Raw genomic sequence first — 14,390 nt, 5'->3', positions numbered from 1 at the left:
CCCGCCCATCAGGACCTTTATGCTATCAGTGGAGCAACGCGTCCACGACCGGCCAGTCGGCCGCAGCGAGGTCGTAACCGCGCAGCGCTGCGGGCTGCACCCAAGCGATCGCGACGTGCTCGTGCGGGTGCGGCTCAGAGGTGCCGGGTGCCAACACGCAAACGAAAGGTATCATCTCGATGACCACGGTTTTGTAGTCGTGGATGAAGGGCGGAAGCGCGCGGGTGACGCGGATTTCGCAGCCGAGTTCCTCGCGAATCTCGCGGATGATGGCGTCGGCGGGATTTTCGCCGGGCTCGACCTTGCCGCCGGGAAACTCCCATTTCAGAGGCAGGAGCTTGTGCGGGGGCCGTTGGGCCACAAGCACATGGCCTTCCCGCTCGATGACGGCACAAACGACGGGGACGGGCGGTTTCGATTCGGGGGGGGCGCTCATGCGTGCCGGTGGCTCAAGAGGGGATGTCAGCGAGCCGATAGAGGTGTCACTCCCAATCCTCATGTCAGCGGCCCTGTCAGCCTTTTTTCGCGGCTGGTGGGTGCGGTTCTTCCTCCGGCCCAAGCCGGCGGCACCGACACCTGCCCGGGTGGAACCGTTGGCTAAAACCGAGGATGCACCGTCGGTCGCACGGGCGGTTGAAGCCGAACCGGTGGCGCCGCCCGCCATGGCGCCGCCCGCCATGGTGCCGTCGTGGTCGCGATCACCGGTCGGCGTGACACGGGCGCCGTTTATTCCTGTGGCACAACCCGCGCTGCGGGCCAGCACGCTGGCGAAGCTCGCGACGCTGCAGCAGATCCCCTCGTTGCAGGCGCTGGCGCAGGGCTTCCTGCGGGCGGCGGCGCGCAGCGATGGGGCGATCGAGGAAGTGGTGGCTGCGGTCGAGAAGGATCCGGCGTTGTGTGTGCGCGTGCTGCGCATGGCCAATTCCGCGTTCGTCGCCTCGGAGCAGCGGATCGAGGATGTCGCGACCGCGGTGCAGATGCTCGGTCTGCAGCGGGTGAACACGCTTTCGCATGCGCTCTTCATGATGCGCGACGCGCATAACACGAAAGGCGGCGTGGACTGGCGCCACCTGTGGATGCACGCCCTGGCCACGGCAGCCATCGCGGAGGAAATTGAAAAGCAGCTCGGGCGCGAAGCCGGCCAGCAGCTTTACCTCGCGGCCCTGCTGCATGACGTGGGCAAGATCGTGCTCTCGACCGTCGCACCCGAGGCCTACCGTGCGATCATGGACAAGGCTTGGAGCAGCGAGGGCCGGCTCGATGCGCTGGAGGCCGTGTGCTTCGGTGTCGGGCACAGCGAGGCCGGGGTGATTTTCGCACAACAGAGCGGCCTGCCCGGCGAGGTTATCGCCGCCATCGCGGATCACGCCGAACCGGCGCGGGCGGAGGGTCACCGCCTGACGGTGGCGGTGGTGAGCGTGGCCAACTACCTCGCGAAGTTCTACGGACTCGGTTTCAGCGGCACGCGTCTGGAGGAATCCGACGGCGACCTGGAGGCACAACCGGTGTGGGCGGTGATCGCCGAGGAAACCGGCGCAAACCCCGACATCGCGGGCATTTCCTCGGCGGTGGAGGGTGTCGTCGTCGGCCTCAAGCAGGATCTGCTTTCGCTGCGTGACGCGGCCTGAGCGGCCGGGCTGCAACTTTTTCCGGGTGGTCCGTGTTCTTGGACTACCTATGAAAACTTTCCTCAAAATCCTCCTCGTGGCGGCCCTGCTGGTGATCGCCATCAAGCTCAGCCCGGTGCTCTTCCTCGGCGCCATCGTGGGCCTCATCGCCGCCGCGGTGCTCGGATCCATCGGTCTCTCGCTCGTCGCGGCCTTCGTCGCCGTCGCCCTCGCGCTCGTGGTGGCGCTCGCGCCGATCTGGATCCCGGTGCTCTGTGTCATCGGTCTCGTGAAACTTTTCCGCACCAAGGAGCCGAACGTCGTCACGGCCTGAGGTGCGCGGGAATGAAACGGCGGTCCTTCGGGGCCGCCGTTTTTCGTTGGCGGACATCTGGCAGGCCTGCCTCACTCGCGGGCCATGCCCAAAGCGCCGGAGCCACCTCCAACCTATGTCGCCGCCGTCAGCCTGCTCGGCCACGGCGCGGGCGCGGTGAAAAATCTCGCGGGCTTTCGCAAGCCGCACCACACGGTGCCGGATGCGGTGAACGCCGTGACCACGGCGTTTCTCGGCAAACTTTGCGCCGCTGAGCTCACCGAGGAGGGCGAAGACTATTTTCAGCGCGCCAAGGCCGCGCTCGGCTACAAACGCGCGGACCTGAGCCTCGACGTGACGAGTCCGGTGGCGGTGCTCACGGCGAAGGATTTCACGCTGGAGATCGCCTATGCGCTGGAGCGAGACGACCCGGCGGCGTTCCGCATCACCCGCACGCTGCACAGCCTGCGCGACGGTGAACTCGTCCACCGGGAGGAGTTCGACCGGCTGTTCGCGGGAACCTTTTCGACGATCGTCTTCACGCTCGCGAAGGGCGTGAAGGTCGAGGCGGTGATCGATGCGATCGAGGCGCGGCCGGCGGACGACCCGCTGAAGGTGAGTTATCCCTCGGATTGCCGGCACTGCGTGCTGACGGTGGAAGGTGTGGCGGCGGAAGTCGTGTGCGACGGCGCGACGCTGGAGATGCGGTTTCCGCGCGCCGGTTCGCCGCGGGAAATGATCGCGGCGTTCCTCGCGGTGCGCTCGGCGTTTGCGCTGACGAAGGACCGGGTGCTGGCGGGGTTGCTGTGAATTTTGTAGGGGCGGACCTTGAGTCCGCCCGCGCAGGGCGTGGTCAAGCCACGCCCCAACAAGAAAAAGGCGGCCCGGGTGGGCCGCCTTGGGGTGAGAACCAGATCCTTCTCCCGCGCGGGCGGGATCAGGATGACGCTTCGCGTCACTTGATCATGTCGGCCACGAAGGAGCGCTCGTCCACGAGTTCCTTGTTGGTGGCGGCGATCTTGGACTTGGCGAAGTCGTCCATGGCGTAGCCGGTGATGACCTCGTAGCTGCCGGGGGTCGTCGTGCGGACGGGGAGACCGGCCCAGACGTTGGCGTCGAAGCCGTAGAGGCCGTTGGACTTCACCGCGATCGAGTGGATGGCACCGGGCGTCACGAGCGAGCGGACGTGGTCCACGAGGGCGTTGGCGGCGGAAGCGGCCGAGGAGGCGCCGCGGGCGGCGATGATGGCGGCGCCGCGCTTGCCGACGGTCTCGCAGAACGGGCCCTGCAGCCAGGCGTCGTCGTTGATGACCTTGGCGGCGGGCTGGCCGTTGATCGTCGCGTGCGCGAAGGCCGGGAACATGGTCGGGCTGTGGTTGCCGTAGATGAAGATGTCCTTCACCGCGGTCAGATCCACGCCGGCCTTCTTGGCGAGCTGGGTTTGGGCGCGGTTCTGGTCGAGGCGCACCATGGCGGTGAAGCGCTCGGGCGGGAGGCGCTTGGCCTGCGAGGCGGCGATCATGCAGTTCGTGTTCGCCGGGTTGCCGACGACGGCGATCCGGGCATCGGCCGCCGCGACAGCGTCGATGATCTGGCCCTGCGCGATGAAAATCTTGCCGTTGTCCTTGAGGAGGTCAGCGCGCTCCATGCCGGGGCCGCGGGGCTTGGCGCCGACGAGCAGGCACCAGTTGGCGTCCTTGAAGCCGATGGCGGGGTCGGAGGTCTGCACGATGCCCTTGAGCAGCGGGAAGGCGCAGTCATCGAGCTCCATGGCGACACCCTGGAGGGCTTGGAGGGCTTTCTCGACGGGGGCCTCGATGAGCTGGAGGATGACCGGCTGGTCGGGTCCGAACATCGCGCCGGAGGCGATGCGGAAGAGGAGAGCGTAACCGATCTGGCCGGCGGCGCCGGTGACTGCAACACGGATGGGGGCTTTCATGGGATTAGTGGGGCGGAGTTAAGCAGAAAAGGCGGCGGCGGGGAACGCACGAATTGCGGAAGCGTGGGCGGATTTAGCGCGGGTGCTGCGCGACAGTGGGTCGCCTTATCGGAAGAGCGGGGCCTGCGTGGCGTAGATCTCGCGCACCATGGCCTCGGTTGCGGCCCAGTCGATGCAGCCGTCGGTGATGCTCACGCCATATTTCAGGTTTTCCTTGGGCTGAGGGAAGGTCTGGTTGCCGGCGCCGAGGTTGCTCTCGACCATGGCGCCCATGATGGAGCGGTTGCCGGCGGTGATCTGGGCGAGCAGCGCGCGCATGACGTCGGGCTGGAGCTCGGGTTTCTTCGCGGAGTTGTCGTGCGAGCAGTCCACGAGGATGGACTTGGGCAGGCCGGCCTTCTCGAGGATGGCTTCGGTGCGGGCGATGTGGTCGGGCGCGTAGTTGGGGCCCGCGCTGCCGCCGCGGAGCACGACGTGGCAGTTGGGATTGCCGCGGGTGACGATGGCCGAGGAGGCACCGTCGAGGTTGATGCCGAGGAAGGTCTGGGGCTGGCCGGCGGCCTTGATGGCGTTGATGGCGGTCTGGATCGAGCCGTCGGTGCCGTTCTTGAAGCCGAGTGGCATCGAGAGGCCGGAGGCCATCTGGCGGTGGGTCTGCGACTCGGTCGTGCGGGCACCGATGGCGCCCCAGCACACGAGGTCGGCCACGTATTGCGGGGTGATCGGGTCGAGAAACTCGGTGGCGGTCGGCAGACCGAGGTCGAGCACGTCGCGGAGAAAGGTGCGCCCAAGCCGCAGGCCGGCGGCGATGTCGTGCGAGCCGTCGAGGTGCGGGTCCATCACCAGGCCCTTCCAGCCGACGGTGGTGCGGGGTTTTTCGAAATACACCCGCATGACGATCATGATGCGGTCGGATACTTCGCGGGCGAGGGCGGCGAGCCGGCGGGCGTAGTCGCGGCCGGCGTCGACATCGTGAATCGAGCAGGGGCCAATGATCAGGAGGAAGCGCTTGTCGTCGGTGAAAATGAGCCGGTGGATTTCGGCACGGGCCTTGGCGATGAACTCGGCCTGGGCCTCGGTTTTGGGGATTTCCTTCAGGAGGGCGGCCGGGGAGGGAAGGGCCCGCGTCTCGACGACATTGATGTCCGATGTTTTCTGCACAGGGGGCCAACCCTGCGAAGCGCCCCGGGCGGAGCAAGCCTCGGCTTGCCCGTGACGCATTCTGGCCCTGGGCAAAGAAAAGGCCGGTCGTATACCCCTATACGACCGGCCATTGCTTTCTTAGTTACCCCAAATCTCCCGCTAGGCAGGAGAAGTGATAAAGTGTGACTGGTGGGGCGAACCTTTGTTCCCGCGCTGCTTCACGTGCTTCGCGGTTTTGGTAAGAACATCCTTTTCCTCACTGGGGCAAAGAAAAGGCCGGTCGCCTACCCCTAGACGACCGGCCATTGCTTTCTTAGTTACCCCAAAACTCCCGCTAGGCGGGAGAAGTGATAAATTGGATAACGGAAGGAATACGTGGTTCCTTAGCTCCGTCAAATGCTTCGCAGGACCTTTCAGAGAACTTCCTTGATAAAGCTGGTCCCATGCCAACACTAGACTGCAAATTGCTGTGATTTACTATCTGCCAACCAATGATTTAAAAAACGCATCAGCTGTCCTCCGCGTTCAAGGCCCTGACGCTAATAGCTATTTGCAGGGGCAGTTCACACAGGATCTGAAACTCGCCGAAAAGGGGGCAATCTACGGATTGTGGCTCGATCAGAAGGGCAAAGTCCTGGCCGACAGCCATGTTATCCGATTGGCCGCCAACGATTACCTTGTGATTTGTTTTTCGGCCAGCGCCGCCGTGCTCTTGGCGCGGCTCGAGGCCTACTTGATCGCCGACGAGGTGGAACTGCGCGATGAGACGGCCGAGTGGGCCAACTGGCTCGTCTGGGGAGGCGCGACGCCCGTCCTGACGCTGCCTGCCGGAGCGCAGATATTCGTCAGCCGCCGGGCGGGATCCCCGGCGCAGGAAATTATCGTGCCCGTCGCACACGCGAGCGAGGTGGCGGCGCAGCTTTCCGCCGCTGCGGGGGCCGCGGATCGGAACACGGCGGAACTCGCGCGTTTGCGCGCCGCGTTGCCCGCCGTGCCGACGGACATCGGCCCGCGCGACCTTCCCGCCGAAGGCGCGCTCGACGAGGTGGCGATTTCCTTCACGAAGGGCTGTTACCTCGGGCAGGAAGTCATCGCGCGGTTGAAAAACCTCGGCCAGGTGCGGCGCGCGTTGCACCTGATCGAGGGTGACGGTGCGCCGCCCGCGCCGGGCACGGCGCTGTTCCAGGGCGAACGCAAAGCCGGCGAAGTTCGCTCGGGCGCGACAGAGGGCGGCCAGTTTCTCGCGATGGCCATGCTCTCGCTCGTGCATCTCGATCCCGCCGCACCCCTCGGCCTCGCGCCGCATGGCCGCGGGATAAAAATTCTCCGCCGTGTCTGACGAAGTCAAAAAAATCACCGTCATCTGCGAGCGCCTCGGCGCCTCGCCCGAACAGGCCGCGACGATGGCGCGCCAGCTCCTGAAGCGCGCCGATCAGCTCGCGGCCGAGCGCGGCATCACGCGCGAGACCGCGCTCGCGCAACTGCTCCAAATCCTCGTCGAAGGCCGCCAGGGCAACGTGCCGCCGGGGTTTTCGCCGCCGGGTTCAAAACAGTAGCTTCAGCTCGAAGAAATACGGGTCCACCCAGCGGTGGGCCCAGAAGAAATAGATGAGCGCCGCGAGGCCGAGCATGGGCCCGAAGGGCACGTGCACGCCGAGGCCGAGTTCGGCGGGCTGGCCCTCGGGTGTTTCCGCGGGCAGGGCGACCGGCGACTTTTTTCCGGTGATCTTCTGCCAGGCATAGGCGGCGATGAACCACCCGCAGCCGAGCATGGCGCCGCCGAACATGCCGAAGACCGCGCCCTGCCAGCCGACAAAAGCTCCGAGCGCGCCGAGATATTTCACGTCGCCAAAGCCCATCGCCTCCTTGCGCAGGATGACCTCGGCGAAGAGCGCGATCCAGAGCACGAGCGCGGAACCGACGAAGAGGCCGAGCACGGAGTCGAGCAGGGCCCGCATGCCGGCGATGAACCACAGCTCGTGCAGCTGGCCGTGCAGGGCCGGGAGCAAGAACGAAAGCAACAGCCCCACGGCCGCCCCGCCGATGGTGAAGGCGTCGGGGATGATCATGTGGTCGTGGTCGATGAAGTGCGCGCAGATCACCAGGCTGCAGAGCACCGCCCCCGCGACGGCTTTGCCCGGCGGAAAAAGCAGCCAGCAGGCGACGAACAACGCGGCGGTGAGCAGCTCGATGGCGGGATAGCGGAAACTGAAGGGCCGGCCGCAGCAGCGCGCCTTGCCGCGCAGGATGAACCAGCTCAGCACCGGCAGGTTGTCATACCACGCGATCCGCTGGCCGCAGCCGCAATGCGAGGGCGGCGACACGACCGATTCGTTTTTCGGGATGCGGTAGATGCAGACGTTGAGAAAGCTGCCGATGCAGGCGCCGAAGATTCCCGCCCAGAGCGGGAAGAACCAGGGGAACTGTTCGCTGATGGCTTGGAGTTCGGAAGTCATGCGATGCGGCTCAGGCGCGCAGCCCGAGGGCGGTCCGGGCGGCCAGGTCCATCACGGCGGCGGGCACGGCGGCGCCGGTCCAGATCTCGAGCGCGCGGGCGCCCTGGTGGACGAGCATCGAGAGGCCGTTGGCGTGCGGCAGGCCGAGGGTGGCGGCGTCACGCAACAGCGAGGTTTGCGGCGGGTTGTAGACCATGTCGTAAACCTTGGCGCCCGGCGGGAGGCGGCGCAAATCCATTGGCGCGGGCTCGCCCGGCTGCAGCCCGGCGGAGGTCGCGTTCACCACGACGACTCCGGCGGGCATGGCGGCCGGCGGCTCCGTGGGATCAAATCCTTCCAGCACCGTGTCGCCCGCCAGCGGGCGCAGCGCCGCAAGCAGCGTATCGAGATTGGCGCGCGTGCGGTTGCCGATGCGGAGTGAGGCGCACCGGCGCTGAAGACATTCCACGGCCGCACCGCGGGCGGCTCCGCCGGCGCCGAGCAGCACCACGTGCGCCCCGGCGAGATCGAGGGCGAGGTCGGTCTTCAGGGCGGTGGCCAGGCCGTAGCCGTCAGTGTTGAACCCCTTCCAGCCGGTTGCCGTGCGGCGGAGCGTGTTGACCGCGCCGATGGCCCGGGCGGCGGGATCGATTTCCGCGACAAGCCCAACGGCCAGCACCTTGTGCGGCACGGTGAGGTTGAGGCCGAGGAAGCCGGCGGCGTGCAGCTGGGCGAGAGCCGCCGGCAGCTGCGCGGGTGGCATGTCGAAGCGGAAATACTTCCACGGGGCAAAGCGGGCGTCGTGTGCCGCCATCGCGGCGAGCGCGGCATTGTGCATCGCCGGGCTCACCGAGTGTTTGATCGGGTGACCGAGCACGGCCAGGGCGGGACCGGGGTGCGACCAGCCGTCCAGGTCGGCGAGGGTCAGGACTCCGTCATTTTCGATTTTTGATTTCAGATTTTCGATTGAGGCAGCGGAACCGGTGGCGTGCAAAATCGAAAAATCACGTCGTGTGCCGCTCGTAGGTGGCCTCGAACTCGGCGACGAACTCGGCGAAGAGCCGCGCGCGGTCGGGATCGTTGGCGACGGAGTAGTGGTTCACCAGGTTGCGGCAGCAACGGCAGAGGACCTCGCGCACGGGCGTGGGGGCGAGGTCGGCGATGGTGGGATGGGTGCTCTGCCGGCGCAGCAGGTCCACGGCCTCGCCGGCGTTGATGAAGCTGCCGGAGTTGAAGGGGTCGATGTAGAAGGGCAGCTGCTCGGCGTAGCAGCCCACCACGAAGTGCCCGGGCAGGCCGACCGGCTCGAGCGAGAGGCCGAGGCGCTCCGCCACGAGCAGATACACGATCGAGAGCGAGATGGGGATGCCCTTGCGGCGGATCAACACCTGGTCGAGGTAGCTGTTGAGCGGATCGGCGTAGTGGTCGGTGTTGCCGCGCAGGCCGTATTCGTGGAAGAGCACACGGCTGATCACGCGGCATTTCTCGCGCACGCTGGCCGGTTCGGCGATCAGTTCGCGGCAACGGGCGGCCATCGAGTCGAGCCGGGCACAACAGGCGCCGATGTCGATGTCGGGGTTGATGGTGCGGCTGAGCAGCAGCGCGCCGGTCTCGAGCTCGTAGTTGAGCGAGCGGATGAAGCCGCGGAACTCCGTCACGGGGTCGGAGTAGTCGAGCTCCCGCAGAAACCAGCCGGCATGCGCGGCGAGCGTGCGGTCGGACTGGCTCGCGAGCTGGCGGAGAAACTCCACGCTGTGGTGGCCGTGTTTCATGAAGTGCGCGAGCAGCGACTGCCGCACCGCGGGCGACGTGTCGTCCAGCAGGCGGGCGAAGGTGGCTCTTTGCTCGGGCGTGAATCCGCTTGTTTCCACGGCCTCATAGACAAGCCCGGCGGCAGGGCGGCGCAACGGGGAAAATGTCGGGCCACCCCAAAAATTTTCTGGCCTTACGGCAGACAGTCAACGCGGGCCGTAAAGCGCGGTGCCGACGCGAACCAGGGTGCTCCCTTCCCGGATGGCGGCTTCGAGGTCGCCGGTCATGCCCATGGAGAGTTCGCGCAGGGGCGCACGGGTTCGCGCCGCCAGGTCATCGCGGATCTCGCGCAGCCGGACAAAGGTCCGGCGGGCGACGGCCGGATCGTCGGAGAGCGGGGCGATGGTCATGAGGCCGTCCACCTGCAGGTGGGGTTGGGCGAGCGCGGCGTCGAGCAGGCGGGCGGCGTCGGCGGGCTCGGCGCCGAACTTGGCCGGGTCATCGCCGGCGTTGATCTGGAGCAGCACGGGCAGCCTTTTCCCGAGCTCGCCGGCGGCGCGGTTGAGCACGGTGAGCAGCTTCTCGCTGTCCACGCTCTGGATGCGGTCGAAATGGGTGGCGGCCAGTTTTGCCTTGTTGGACTGGAGGTGGCCGATCAGTTCCCAGCGCAGGGTGGCGGGGGCCTGCGGCCGTTTCTCCATGGCCTCCTGCACCCGGTTCTCCCCCACGGCGGCAAAGCCGTGCCGCGCCGCATACTCGGCGGCGGCCGCCGGGTGCGTCTTGGTCACGGGCAAGAGCGCGACCTCGGTGGGATGGCGGCCGATCGCGGCGCAGGTGGCGGCTATTCGCGCCTGCAATGCGTCGGCCCGCAGGCGGAAGGTCTCGTAATCGATAAACATCTATGAGCGGCTCTTTTAAGATGGATTGGCGATAAGTTAGCGTTATGCTGGGTTTGCAACATACACGACGTATGCAAATCGAGAACTTCAAAATCTTCGCGGATCTGGTCGAAACCAAGAGCTTTTCCAAGGCTGCGAAACTCAACGGTATCACCCAGTCGGCGGTCAGCCAGCAGGCGCGCGCGATGGAGCGCAACTTCAAGACGCTGATGATCGACCGGAGCCAGAAGCAGTTCAACCTGACCCGCGAAGGCCAGCGCATCTACGAGGCGGCGAAGGAAATCCTGCATGTGTATGAGAAGCTCGAGAGCGAGCTCCAGGAGATGAAGAAGGTCATCAGCGGCACGATCCGCATCTCGACCATCTACTCGATCGGCCTGCACGAGCTGCCGCCCTACGTGAAGCGCTTCCTCCAGGCCTTCCCGTCGGTCAACGTCCGCATCGAATACCGCCGCTCGAACCTCGTCTATGAGGATATCCTCCACAACGCCGTGGACTTCGGCCTCGTGGCCTTCCCGCAGAAGCAGCGCCAGATCGAGATGCTGCCTTTCCGCAACGACCGGCTCGTGCTCATCACGCACCCGAACCACCCGCTGGCCAAGCAGACTGACGTGGACCTGAAGACGCTCGCCGGCCACAAGTTCATCGGCTTCGACCCCGACATCCCGACCCGCAAGGCCGTGGACTCGATCTTCCGCGACAACAAGCTCGAGATCACGCCGGTCATGGAGTTCGACAACATCGAGACCGTGAAGCGCGCCGTGGAGATCGACCACGGCATCGCCATTGTGCCGCAGGCCACCGTCCAGCAAGAGCTGCGGCAGGGCACGCTCGCGATCATTCCCTTCAAGGGCAAGGAGTTCACCCGTCCGCTCGCCATCCTCCACCGCAAGGGCCGGGTGCTCACGCCGGCCATGAAGAAGTTCGTCGAGATGCTCGCCACCGAGGGCGCCGCCGCCGAGGCCGCATCCAAGGTCTGACGACGGTGCCGGCCTTTCTTCGTCGGGAACAAAACCGGTTCGCCGGACCTCTCACCTCGCACCCATGAAAAACCTGCTTCGTTCCCTTTTTGTCGCCGCCAGTTTCGCGCTGCTGGGCGCGGTCGCCTCCGCTTCCGTCGTCGGCCAGGCCGCCCCGGCTCTCACGTTCAAGGATCTCGCCGGCAAGGACGTCAGCCTCGCCGCCCTCAAGGGCAAGGTCGTCGTCGTGGACTTCTGGGCCACCTGGTGCGGTCCCTGCCGGATGGAGATCCCGGGCTACATCGAGATGCAGAAGAAATACGGCAAGGATGGTGTGGTCATCGTCGGCGTATCGCTCGACCAGAAGGGACCGAAGCATGTCCAGAAATTCGTCGAGCAAAACGCCCTGAACTACACGGTTGTCATGGGCGACAACACCGCGGTCGAGGCCTTCGGCGGGTTCAACTCCATTCCCACCACCTTCCTCATCGGGCGCGACGGCAAGATCCTGCACGAGAAAAGCGGGGCAATGGACCACGAGCAATACGAGGCGATCCTGAAGAAAGCGCTCTGAGCGGGCTTCACCCTTGATCGGAACCGATTAGATTTGAGCCGGACCCGCGGGTCCGGCTTTTTGCCGGGCAATGACCTTCTCCTGGCATCTGCTGATCCCGCTGGCCTGCGCCTTCACCTATGTGTTGGCGGCGCTCGCCTTCAAGCGGGCGGCCGAGCTTGGCGTCGGCGTGTGGCGCACGACCTTTGTGGCGAACTGGACGGCATGCCTCGCCTTCTTGCCCATCTGGCTTGCCGCCGGCCGCCCGGTGGTGGACCTGACGCTCTACTGGCAGCCGGCGCTCGCCGCGGGTTTCTTTTTGCTCGGACAATCCTGCATGTTCCTCGCGCTCAAGCACGGCGACGTGACGGTCACAACCCCGGTGATGGGCACCAAGGTCATCATGGTCGCGTTGTTCACCGTGCTGCTCAACGCCGGCGCGATGCCGCTGCGCTGGTGGATCGGCGCCGGGCTCAGTGCCGCGGCGGTGCTGCTGCTCCATCTGGGCCCGGGCCTGCGTGGAACGCGGCACATCGGTCGGACGGTGTTCCTCGCGTGGCTGAGCGCTTCGTTTTACGGTCTCGGCGACGTCTGCATCCAGAAATGGGCGCCCGGCTGGGGGGCGACGGCATTTGCCCCGGCGATGTTCGGCTGGGTGGGCATTTACTCACTGGCGCTGATCCCGGTGTTCAGCGCGCCGTTGCGCGCCATGACCGTCTCGGCGTGGAAGTGGGTGGGCGTCGGCTCCGGCCTGATGGCGGTGAACAACGCCGGCATCGTGCTGGCCATCGGCATCTGGGGCGGTGCTACGGCGGTGAACATCGTCTATAGCGCGCGGGGCCTGGTGAGCGTCGCCGTCGTCTGGGCGATCGGTCACTGGTTCCACAGCCAGGAGCAGCATCAGGAACCTGGCGTGCTGCGCAACCGCCTGATCGGCGCCGGTCTGATGCTCGTGGCGATCGTGCTCGTCCTGGTGTAAGACGGGCCGCAGGGATTCAGGGCTAGAGGGGTTCCAGGGCGTTGCGCACGCGCTGTTTGGCCGCGGTGTCGTGGCGGCCGCGGTCGGGCATGGCGAGACCGCGCTGCCAGGCCCTCTCGGCGTCGGATTGCCGCTTGGCGGCAGCGTAGGCGAAGCCGAGCTCAAGGTGATGGTTGAGTTCACCGGGCTCGAGTTCGACGGCCCGTTCCAAATGCCGGATGGCCTCCTCGGGCGACGCGTCGGGCAGACCGCCGTAGAACAGGCGCACGGCCCAGCGCGCGGTGACTCCGAGGGAGGCGACCTCGTGGTGCCAGCGGCCCAAAATGTGGTGCGCCCAGGCGTAGTTCGGATCGAGCGTGAGTGCGCGCTCGGCCTCTTCCTTTACGAGCCGCGAGTAGCGGACCTTCGTGCGGGTGTCGCTGTAAACGGCGAGCTTGCCGTGGCAGACGGCGAGCGAGAGCACGTTCACCGGGTTTTGCGGGTCCCGGGCGACAGCGCGCAGCGCGTAGTCGAGCGCGGTCTGGGCGTAACGCTTCTTTTCCTCCACCGCGGCCTGCTCGGTGGTGAGGTCCGAATATTGCCGCGCGATTTTCTGCAGGATGAACGCGTCGTCCGGTTTGGCGGCGTCAGCCTGCAGGAACAGCTCGAGGGCGCGGCGCGAATCGAGCCGCGCCTCGGCGGCCTGCGCCTCGCGGAGCAGGGCGTCCACGTCGGCAGCCGCCACGGTGGCCGCCAGCAGGGATCCCAGCAGTCCGGCCCGGAGGAGCTTCATGGCTTGCGGAACAGGTAGTGGCTGACGTGCCATTCCTCGCCGTCGCGGAACCACCACAGCTCGGCGCAGGCGAGGTAGAACACCCGCCAGTAAGCCCACCACTTGGTGGCGTGTTGCACGCCGTAGGTCTGCTCGAAGAGCGGCATGATCTCGGCGCGGTGTGCGTCCATGTTCCGCAGCCAGTGCTCGGCGGTCTGGGCGTAGTGGCGGCCGTTGACCTTCCAGTCCTGCACGAGCTGGAGGTCGTCCTGAAACTGCGGGAACAGCGCGTGTGCGGGCATCAGGCCGCCGGTGAAGAAATACCGGCTCATCCAGTCGGTCTCGTCGCGGACCTCGAAGTGGTAGCAGAAGCGGGCGTGGGTGAAGACGTGGGCGAAGAAGAATCCCTCCGCGCGCAGCCAGCGCGCGACGTTTCCCAGGAGGCGCGGCCAGTTCTTCATGTGCTCGAACATCTCGACCGAGACCACGCGGTCGAAGGCGCTGGGCAGCAGGTCCAGGTCGTTCATGTCGCAGGTGATGATCTCGACGTTGCCGAGATGGCGCCGCTTCGCCTCCGCCATGATGTGCTCGCGCTGGGTGCGGGAGTGGGAGACGCCGATGATGCGGGCGCGGGGGTAATGCTCCGCCATCCAGAGCGTGAGCGAACCCCAGCCGCAGCCGAGTTCGAGGATGTCGAGGCCGTCGGCCAGCCGGGCGCGCTCGCAGGTGAGGGCGAGCATGCGATCCTCGGCCTGCGCCAGCGTCTCGCTGCCGCGTTCATAGAAGCAGGAGGAGTATTTCAACCGCGGACCGAGACAACGCTGGTAGAAGGCGGTCGGCACCTCGTAGTGCTGCTCCTTGGATTCGGCGGTGTTGATCGCGATCGGCATCCCGCGCAGCGACTCGGCAAACTGCGCCACCTGGATTTCCGGCGAGGGATGGGCGATCTCGCGCAGCCGCAGGCGCAGCAGCCGGCGGATGCCGAGGCGGATGAGCCAGTCGGGCAGGAGGTTTTTTTCCAGCAGGCGGTCGATCATGGACAAATCGGGTTGCGCCGGCC

17 protein-coding genes are annotated in these 14,390 nt (G+C 66.2%); 8 read left to right on the top strand and 9 right to left on the bottom strand.

The genetic code is table 11. From position 1 onward, the window contains the following. Positions 1-25: 25 nt before the first annotated feature. Complete coding sequence (locus ESB00_RS19130) at positions 26-436, bottom strand: (deoxy)nucleoside triphosphate pyrophosphohydrolase (RefSeq protein WP_129049831.1); 411 nt, start codon at positions 434-436, stop codon at positions 26-28. A gap of 61 nt (positions 437-497) precedes the next feature. On the opposite strand from ESB00_RS19130, the gene ESB00_RS19125 reads away from it, so the two are divergent. The 3 genes from ESB00_RS19125 (at position 498) to ESB00_RS19115 (ending at position 2,730) form a co-directional block, all read left to right on the top strand. Next, on the top strand, positions 498-1,628 hold the full coding sequence (locus ESB00_RS19125; RefSeq protein ID WP_164976325.1) for an HDOD domain-containing protein: 1,131 nt from the start codon (positions 498-500) through the stop codon (positions 1,626-1,628). Positions 1,629-1,677: 49 nt separating this feature from the next. After that, positions 1,678-1,941 (top strand): hypothetical protein, encoded by a 264-nt coding sequence (locus ESB00_RS19120; RefSeq protein ID WP_129049829.1) that lies wholly within the window; start codon positions 1,678-1,680, stop codon positions 1,939-1,941. 84 nt (positions 1,942-2,025) lie between these two features. Then, positions 2,026-2,730, top strand: a complete 705-nt coding sequence (locus tag ESB00_RS19115) for a hypothetical protein (RefSeq protein ID WP_129049828.1) — start codon at positions 2,026-2,028, stop codon at positions 2,728-2,730. Positions 2,731-2,875: 145 nt separating this feature from the next. On the opposite strand, the gene ESB00_RS19110 is transcribed toward ESB00_RS19115, so the two are convergent. Both ESB00_RS19110 and ESB00_RS19105 read right to left on the bottom strand, forming a co-directional pair. Then, on the bottom strand, positions 2,876-3,859 hold the full coding sequence (locus ESB00_RS19110) for a malate dehydrogenase (RefSeq protein ID WP_129049827.1): 984 nt from the start codon (positions 3,857-3,859) through the stop codon (positions 2,876-2,878). Positions 3,860-3,964: 105 nt separating this feature from the next. Further along, the gene (locus tag ESB00_RS19105; RefSeq protein WP_129049826.1) at positions 3,965-5,020 is read right to left on the bottom strand and encodes a 3-deoxy-7-phosphoheptulonate synthase; all 1,056 of its coding nucleotides are present in this window, start codon (positions 5,018-5,020) and stop codon (positions 3,965-3,967) included. A 451-nt stretch (positions 5,021-5,471) separates the two neighbouring features. Between ESB00_RS19105 and ygfZ the strand changes: the two genes are divergently transcribed. Both ygfZ and ESB00_RS19095 read left to right on the top strand, forming a co-directional pair. Further along, a complete protein-coding gene (ygfZ, locus tag ESB00_RS19100) occupies positions 5,472-6,341 on the top strand; it encodes a CAF17-like 4Fe-4S cluster assembly/insertion protein YgfZ (protein ID WP_281278173.1) in 870 nt (289 codons plus the stop codon). Further along, complete coding sequence (locus tag ESB00_RS19095; RefSeq protein WP_129049824.1) at positions 6,334-6,558, top strand: hypothetical protein; 225 nt, start codon at positions 6,334-6,336, stop codon at positions 6,556-6,558. Before ygfZ ends, ESB00_RS19095 begins: the two co-directional genes overlap by 8 nt. On the opposite strand, the gene ESB00_RS19090 is transcribed toward ESB00_RS19095, so the two are convergent. Genes ESB00_RS19090 through ESB00_RS19075 form a run of 4 tightly spaced genes read right to left on the bottom strand, consistent with a single transcriptional unit; the run spans position 6,547 to position 10,088 of the window. After that, positions 6,547-7,458, bottom strand: coding sequence for a prepilin peptidase (locus tag ESB00_RS19090; RefSeq protein WP_129049823.1), 912 nt, complete (start codon positions 7,456-7,458; stop codon positions 6,547-6,549). The two genes, ESB00_RS19095 and ESB00_RS19090, sit on opposite strands and share 12 nt — an antisense overlap. Positions 7,459-7,468: 10 nt before the next feature. Continuing rightward, the gene (gene aroE, locus ESB00_RS19085) at positions 7,469-8,431 is read right to left on the bottom strand and encodes a shikimate dehydrogenase (RefSeq protein WP_179954394.1); all 963 of its coding nucleotides are present in this window, start codon (positions 8,429-8,431) and stop codon (positions 7,469-7,471) included. Positions 8,432-8,441: 10 nt separating this feature from the next. Beyond that, on the bottom strand, positions 8,442-9,344 hold the full coding sequence (locus ESB00_RS19080; RefSeq protein ID WP_218938794.1) for a transglutaminase-like domain-containing protein: 903 nt from the start codon (positions 9,342-9,344) through the stop codon (positions 8,442-8,444). Between the two features lie 51 nt (positions 9,345-9,395). Then, entirely contained in the window at positions 9,396-10,088 is a 693-nt protein-coding gene (locus tag ESB00_RS19075; protein WP_129049822.1) for a YggS family pyridoxal phosphate-dependent enzyme, read from the bottom strand. Between the two features lie 71 nt (positions 10,089-10,159). On the opposite strand from ESB00_RS19075, the gene ESB00_RS19070 reads away from it, so the two are divergent. From ESB00_RS19070 to ESB00_RS19060, 3 genes are all read left to right on the top strand, one after another. Continuing rightward, a complete protein-coding gene (locus tag ESB00_RS19070) occupies positions 10,160-11,068 on the top strand; it encodes a LysR family transcriptional regulator (RefSeq protein ID WP_129049821.1) in 909 nt (302 codons plus the stop codon). Between the two features lie 64 nt (positions 11,069-11,132). After that, the gene (locus ESB00_RS19065; protein WP_129049820.1) at positions 11,133-11,621 is read left to right on the top strand and encodes a TlpA family protein disulfide reductase; all 489 of its coding nucleotides are present in this window, start codon (positions 11,133-11,135) and stop codon (positions 11,619-11,621) included. A 70-nt stretch (positions 11,622-11,691) separates the two neighbouring features. Then, entirely contained in the window at positions 11,692-12,579 is an 888-nt protein-coding gene (locus ESB00_RS19060) for a DMT family transporter (protein ID WP_129049819.1), read from the top strand. Positions 12,580-12,601: 22 nt separating this feature from the next. Here the strand turns inward: ESB00_RS19060 and ESB00_RS19055 are convergent, their stop codons facing one another. Beyond that, complete coding sequence (locus tag ESB00_RS19055; protein ID WP_129049818.1) at positions 12,602-13,351, bottom strand: tetratricopeptide repeat protein; 750 nt, start codon at positions 13,349-13,351, stop codon at positions 12,602-12,604. Continuing rightward, the gene (locus ESB00_RS19050; protein ID WP_179954393.1) at positions 13,348-14,367 is read right to left on the bottom strand and encodes an SAM-dependent methyltransferase; all 1,020 of its coding nucleotides are present in this window, start codon (positions 14,365-14,367) and stop codon (positions 13,348-13,350) included. Before ESB00_RS19050 ends, ESB00_RS19055 begins: the two co-directional genes overlap by 4 nt. Between the last annotated feature and the right edge of the window lie 23 nt (positions 14,368-14,390).

This window comes from Oleiharenicola lentus (genome assembly GCF_004118375.1).
Lineage (GTDB): Bacteria > Verrucomicrobiota > Verrucomicrobiia > Opitutales > Opitutaceae > Lacunisphaera > Lacunisphaera lenta.
Note: the sequence above shows the minus strand (reverse complement) of the source record. Positions and strands in the feature narration are given on the sequence as shown.

Excerpts from the sequence above, each read along its gene's own strand:
- ESB00_RS19065 (WP_129049820.1), top strand. The coding sequence starts at position 11,133 with ATGAAAAACCTGCTTCGTTCCCTTTTTGTCGCCGCCAGTTTCGCGCTG.
- ESB00_RS19050 (WP_179954393.1), bottom strand. The coding sequence starts at position 14,367 with ATGATCGACCGCCTGCTGGAAAAAAACCTCCTGCCCGACTGGCTCATC.
- ESB00_RS19090 (WP_129049823.1), bottom strand. The coding sequence starts at position 7,458 with ATGACTTCCGAACTCCAAGCCATCAGCGAACAGTTCCCCTGGTTCTTC.
- ESB00_RS19060 (WP_129049819.1), top strand. The coding sequence starts at position 11,692 with ATGACCTTCTCCTGGCATCTGCTGATCCCGCTGGCCTGCGCCTTCACC.
- ESB00_RS19125 (WP_164976325.1), top strand. The coding sequence starts at position 498 with ATGTCAGCGGCCCTGTCAGCCTTTTTTCGCGGCTGGTGGGTGCGGTTC.
- ESB00_RS19070 (WP_129049821.1), top strand. The coding sequence starts at position 10,160 with ATGCAAATCGAGAACTTCAAAATCTTCGCGGATCTGGTCGAAACCAAG.
- ESB00_RS19110 (WP_129049827.1), bottom strand. The coding sequence starts at position 3,859 with ATGAAAGCCCCCATCCGTGTTGCAGTCACCGGCGCCGCCGGCCAGATC.
- ESB00_RS19055 (WP_129049818.1), bottom strand. The coding sequence starts at position 13,351 with ATGAAGCTCCTCCGGGCCGGACTGCTGGGATCCCTGCTGGCGGCCACC.
- ESB00_RS19075 (WP_129049822.1), bottom strand. The coding sequence starts at position 10,088 with ATGTTTATCGATTACGAGACCTTCCGCCTGCGGGCCGACGCATTGCAG.
- ESB00_RS19130 (WP_129049831.1), bottom strand. The coding sequence starts at position 436 with ATGAGCGCCCCCCCCGAATCGAAACCGCCCGTCCCCGTCGTTTGTGCC.
- ESB00_RS19120 (WP_129049829.1), top strand. The coding sequence starts at position 1,678 with ATGAAAACTTTCCTCAAAATCCTCCTCGTGGCGGCCCTGCTGGTGATC.
- ESB00_RS19115 (WP_129049828.1), top strand. The coding sequence starts at position 2,026 with ATGCCCAAAGCGCCGGAGCCACCTCCAACCTATGTCGCCGCCGTCAGC.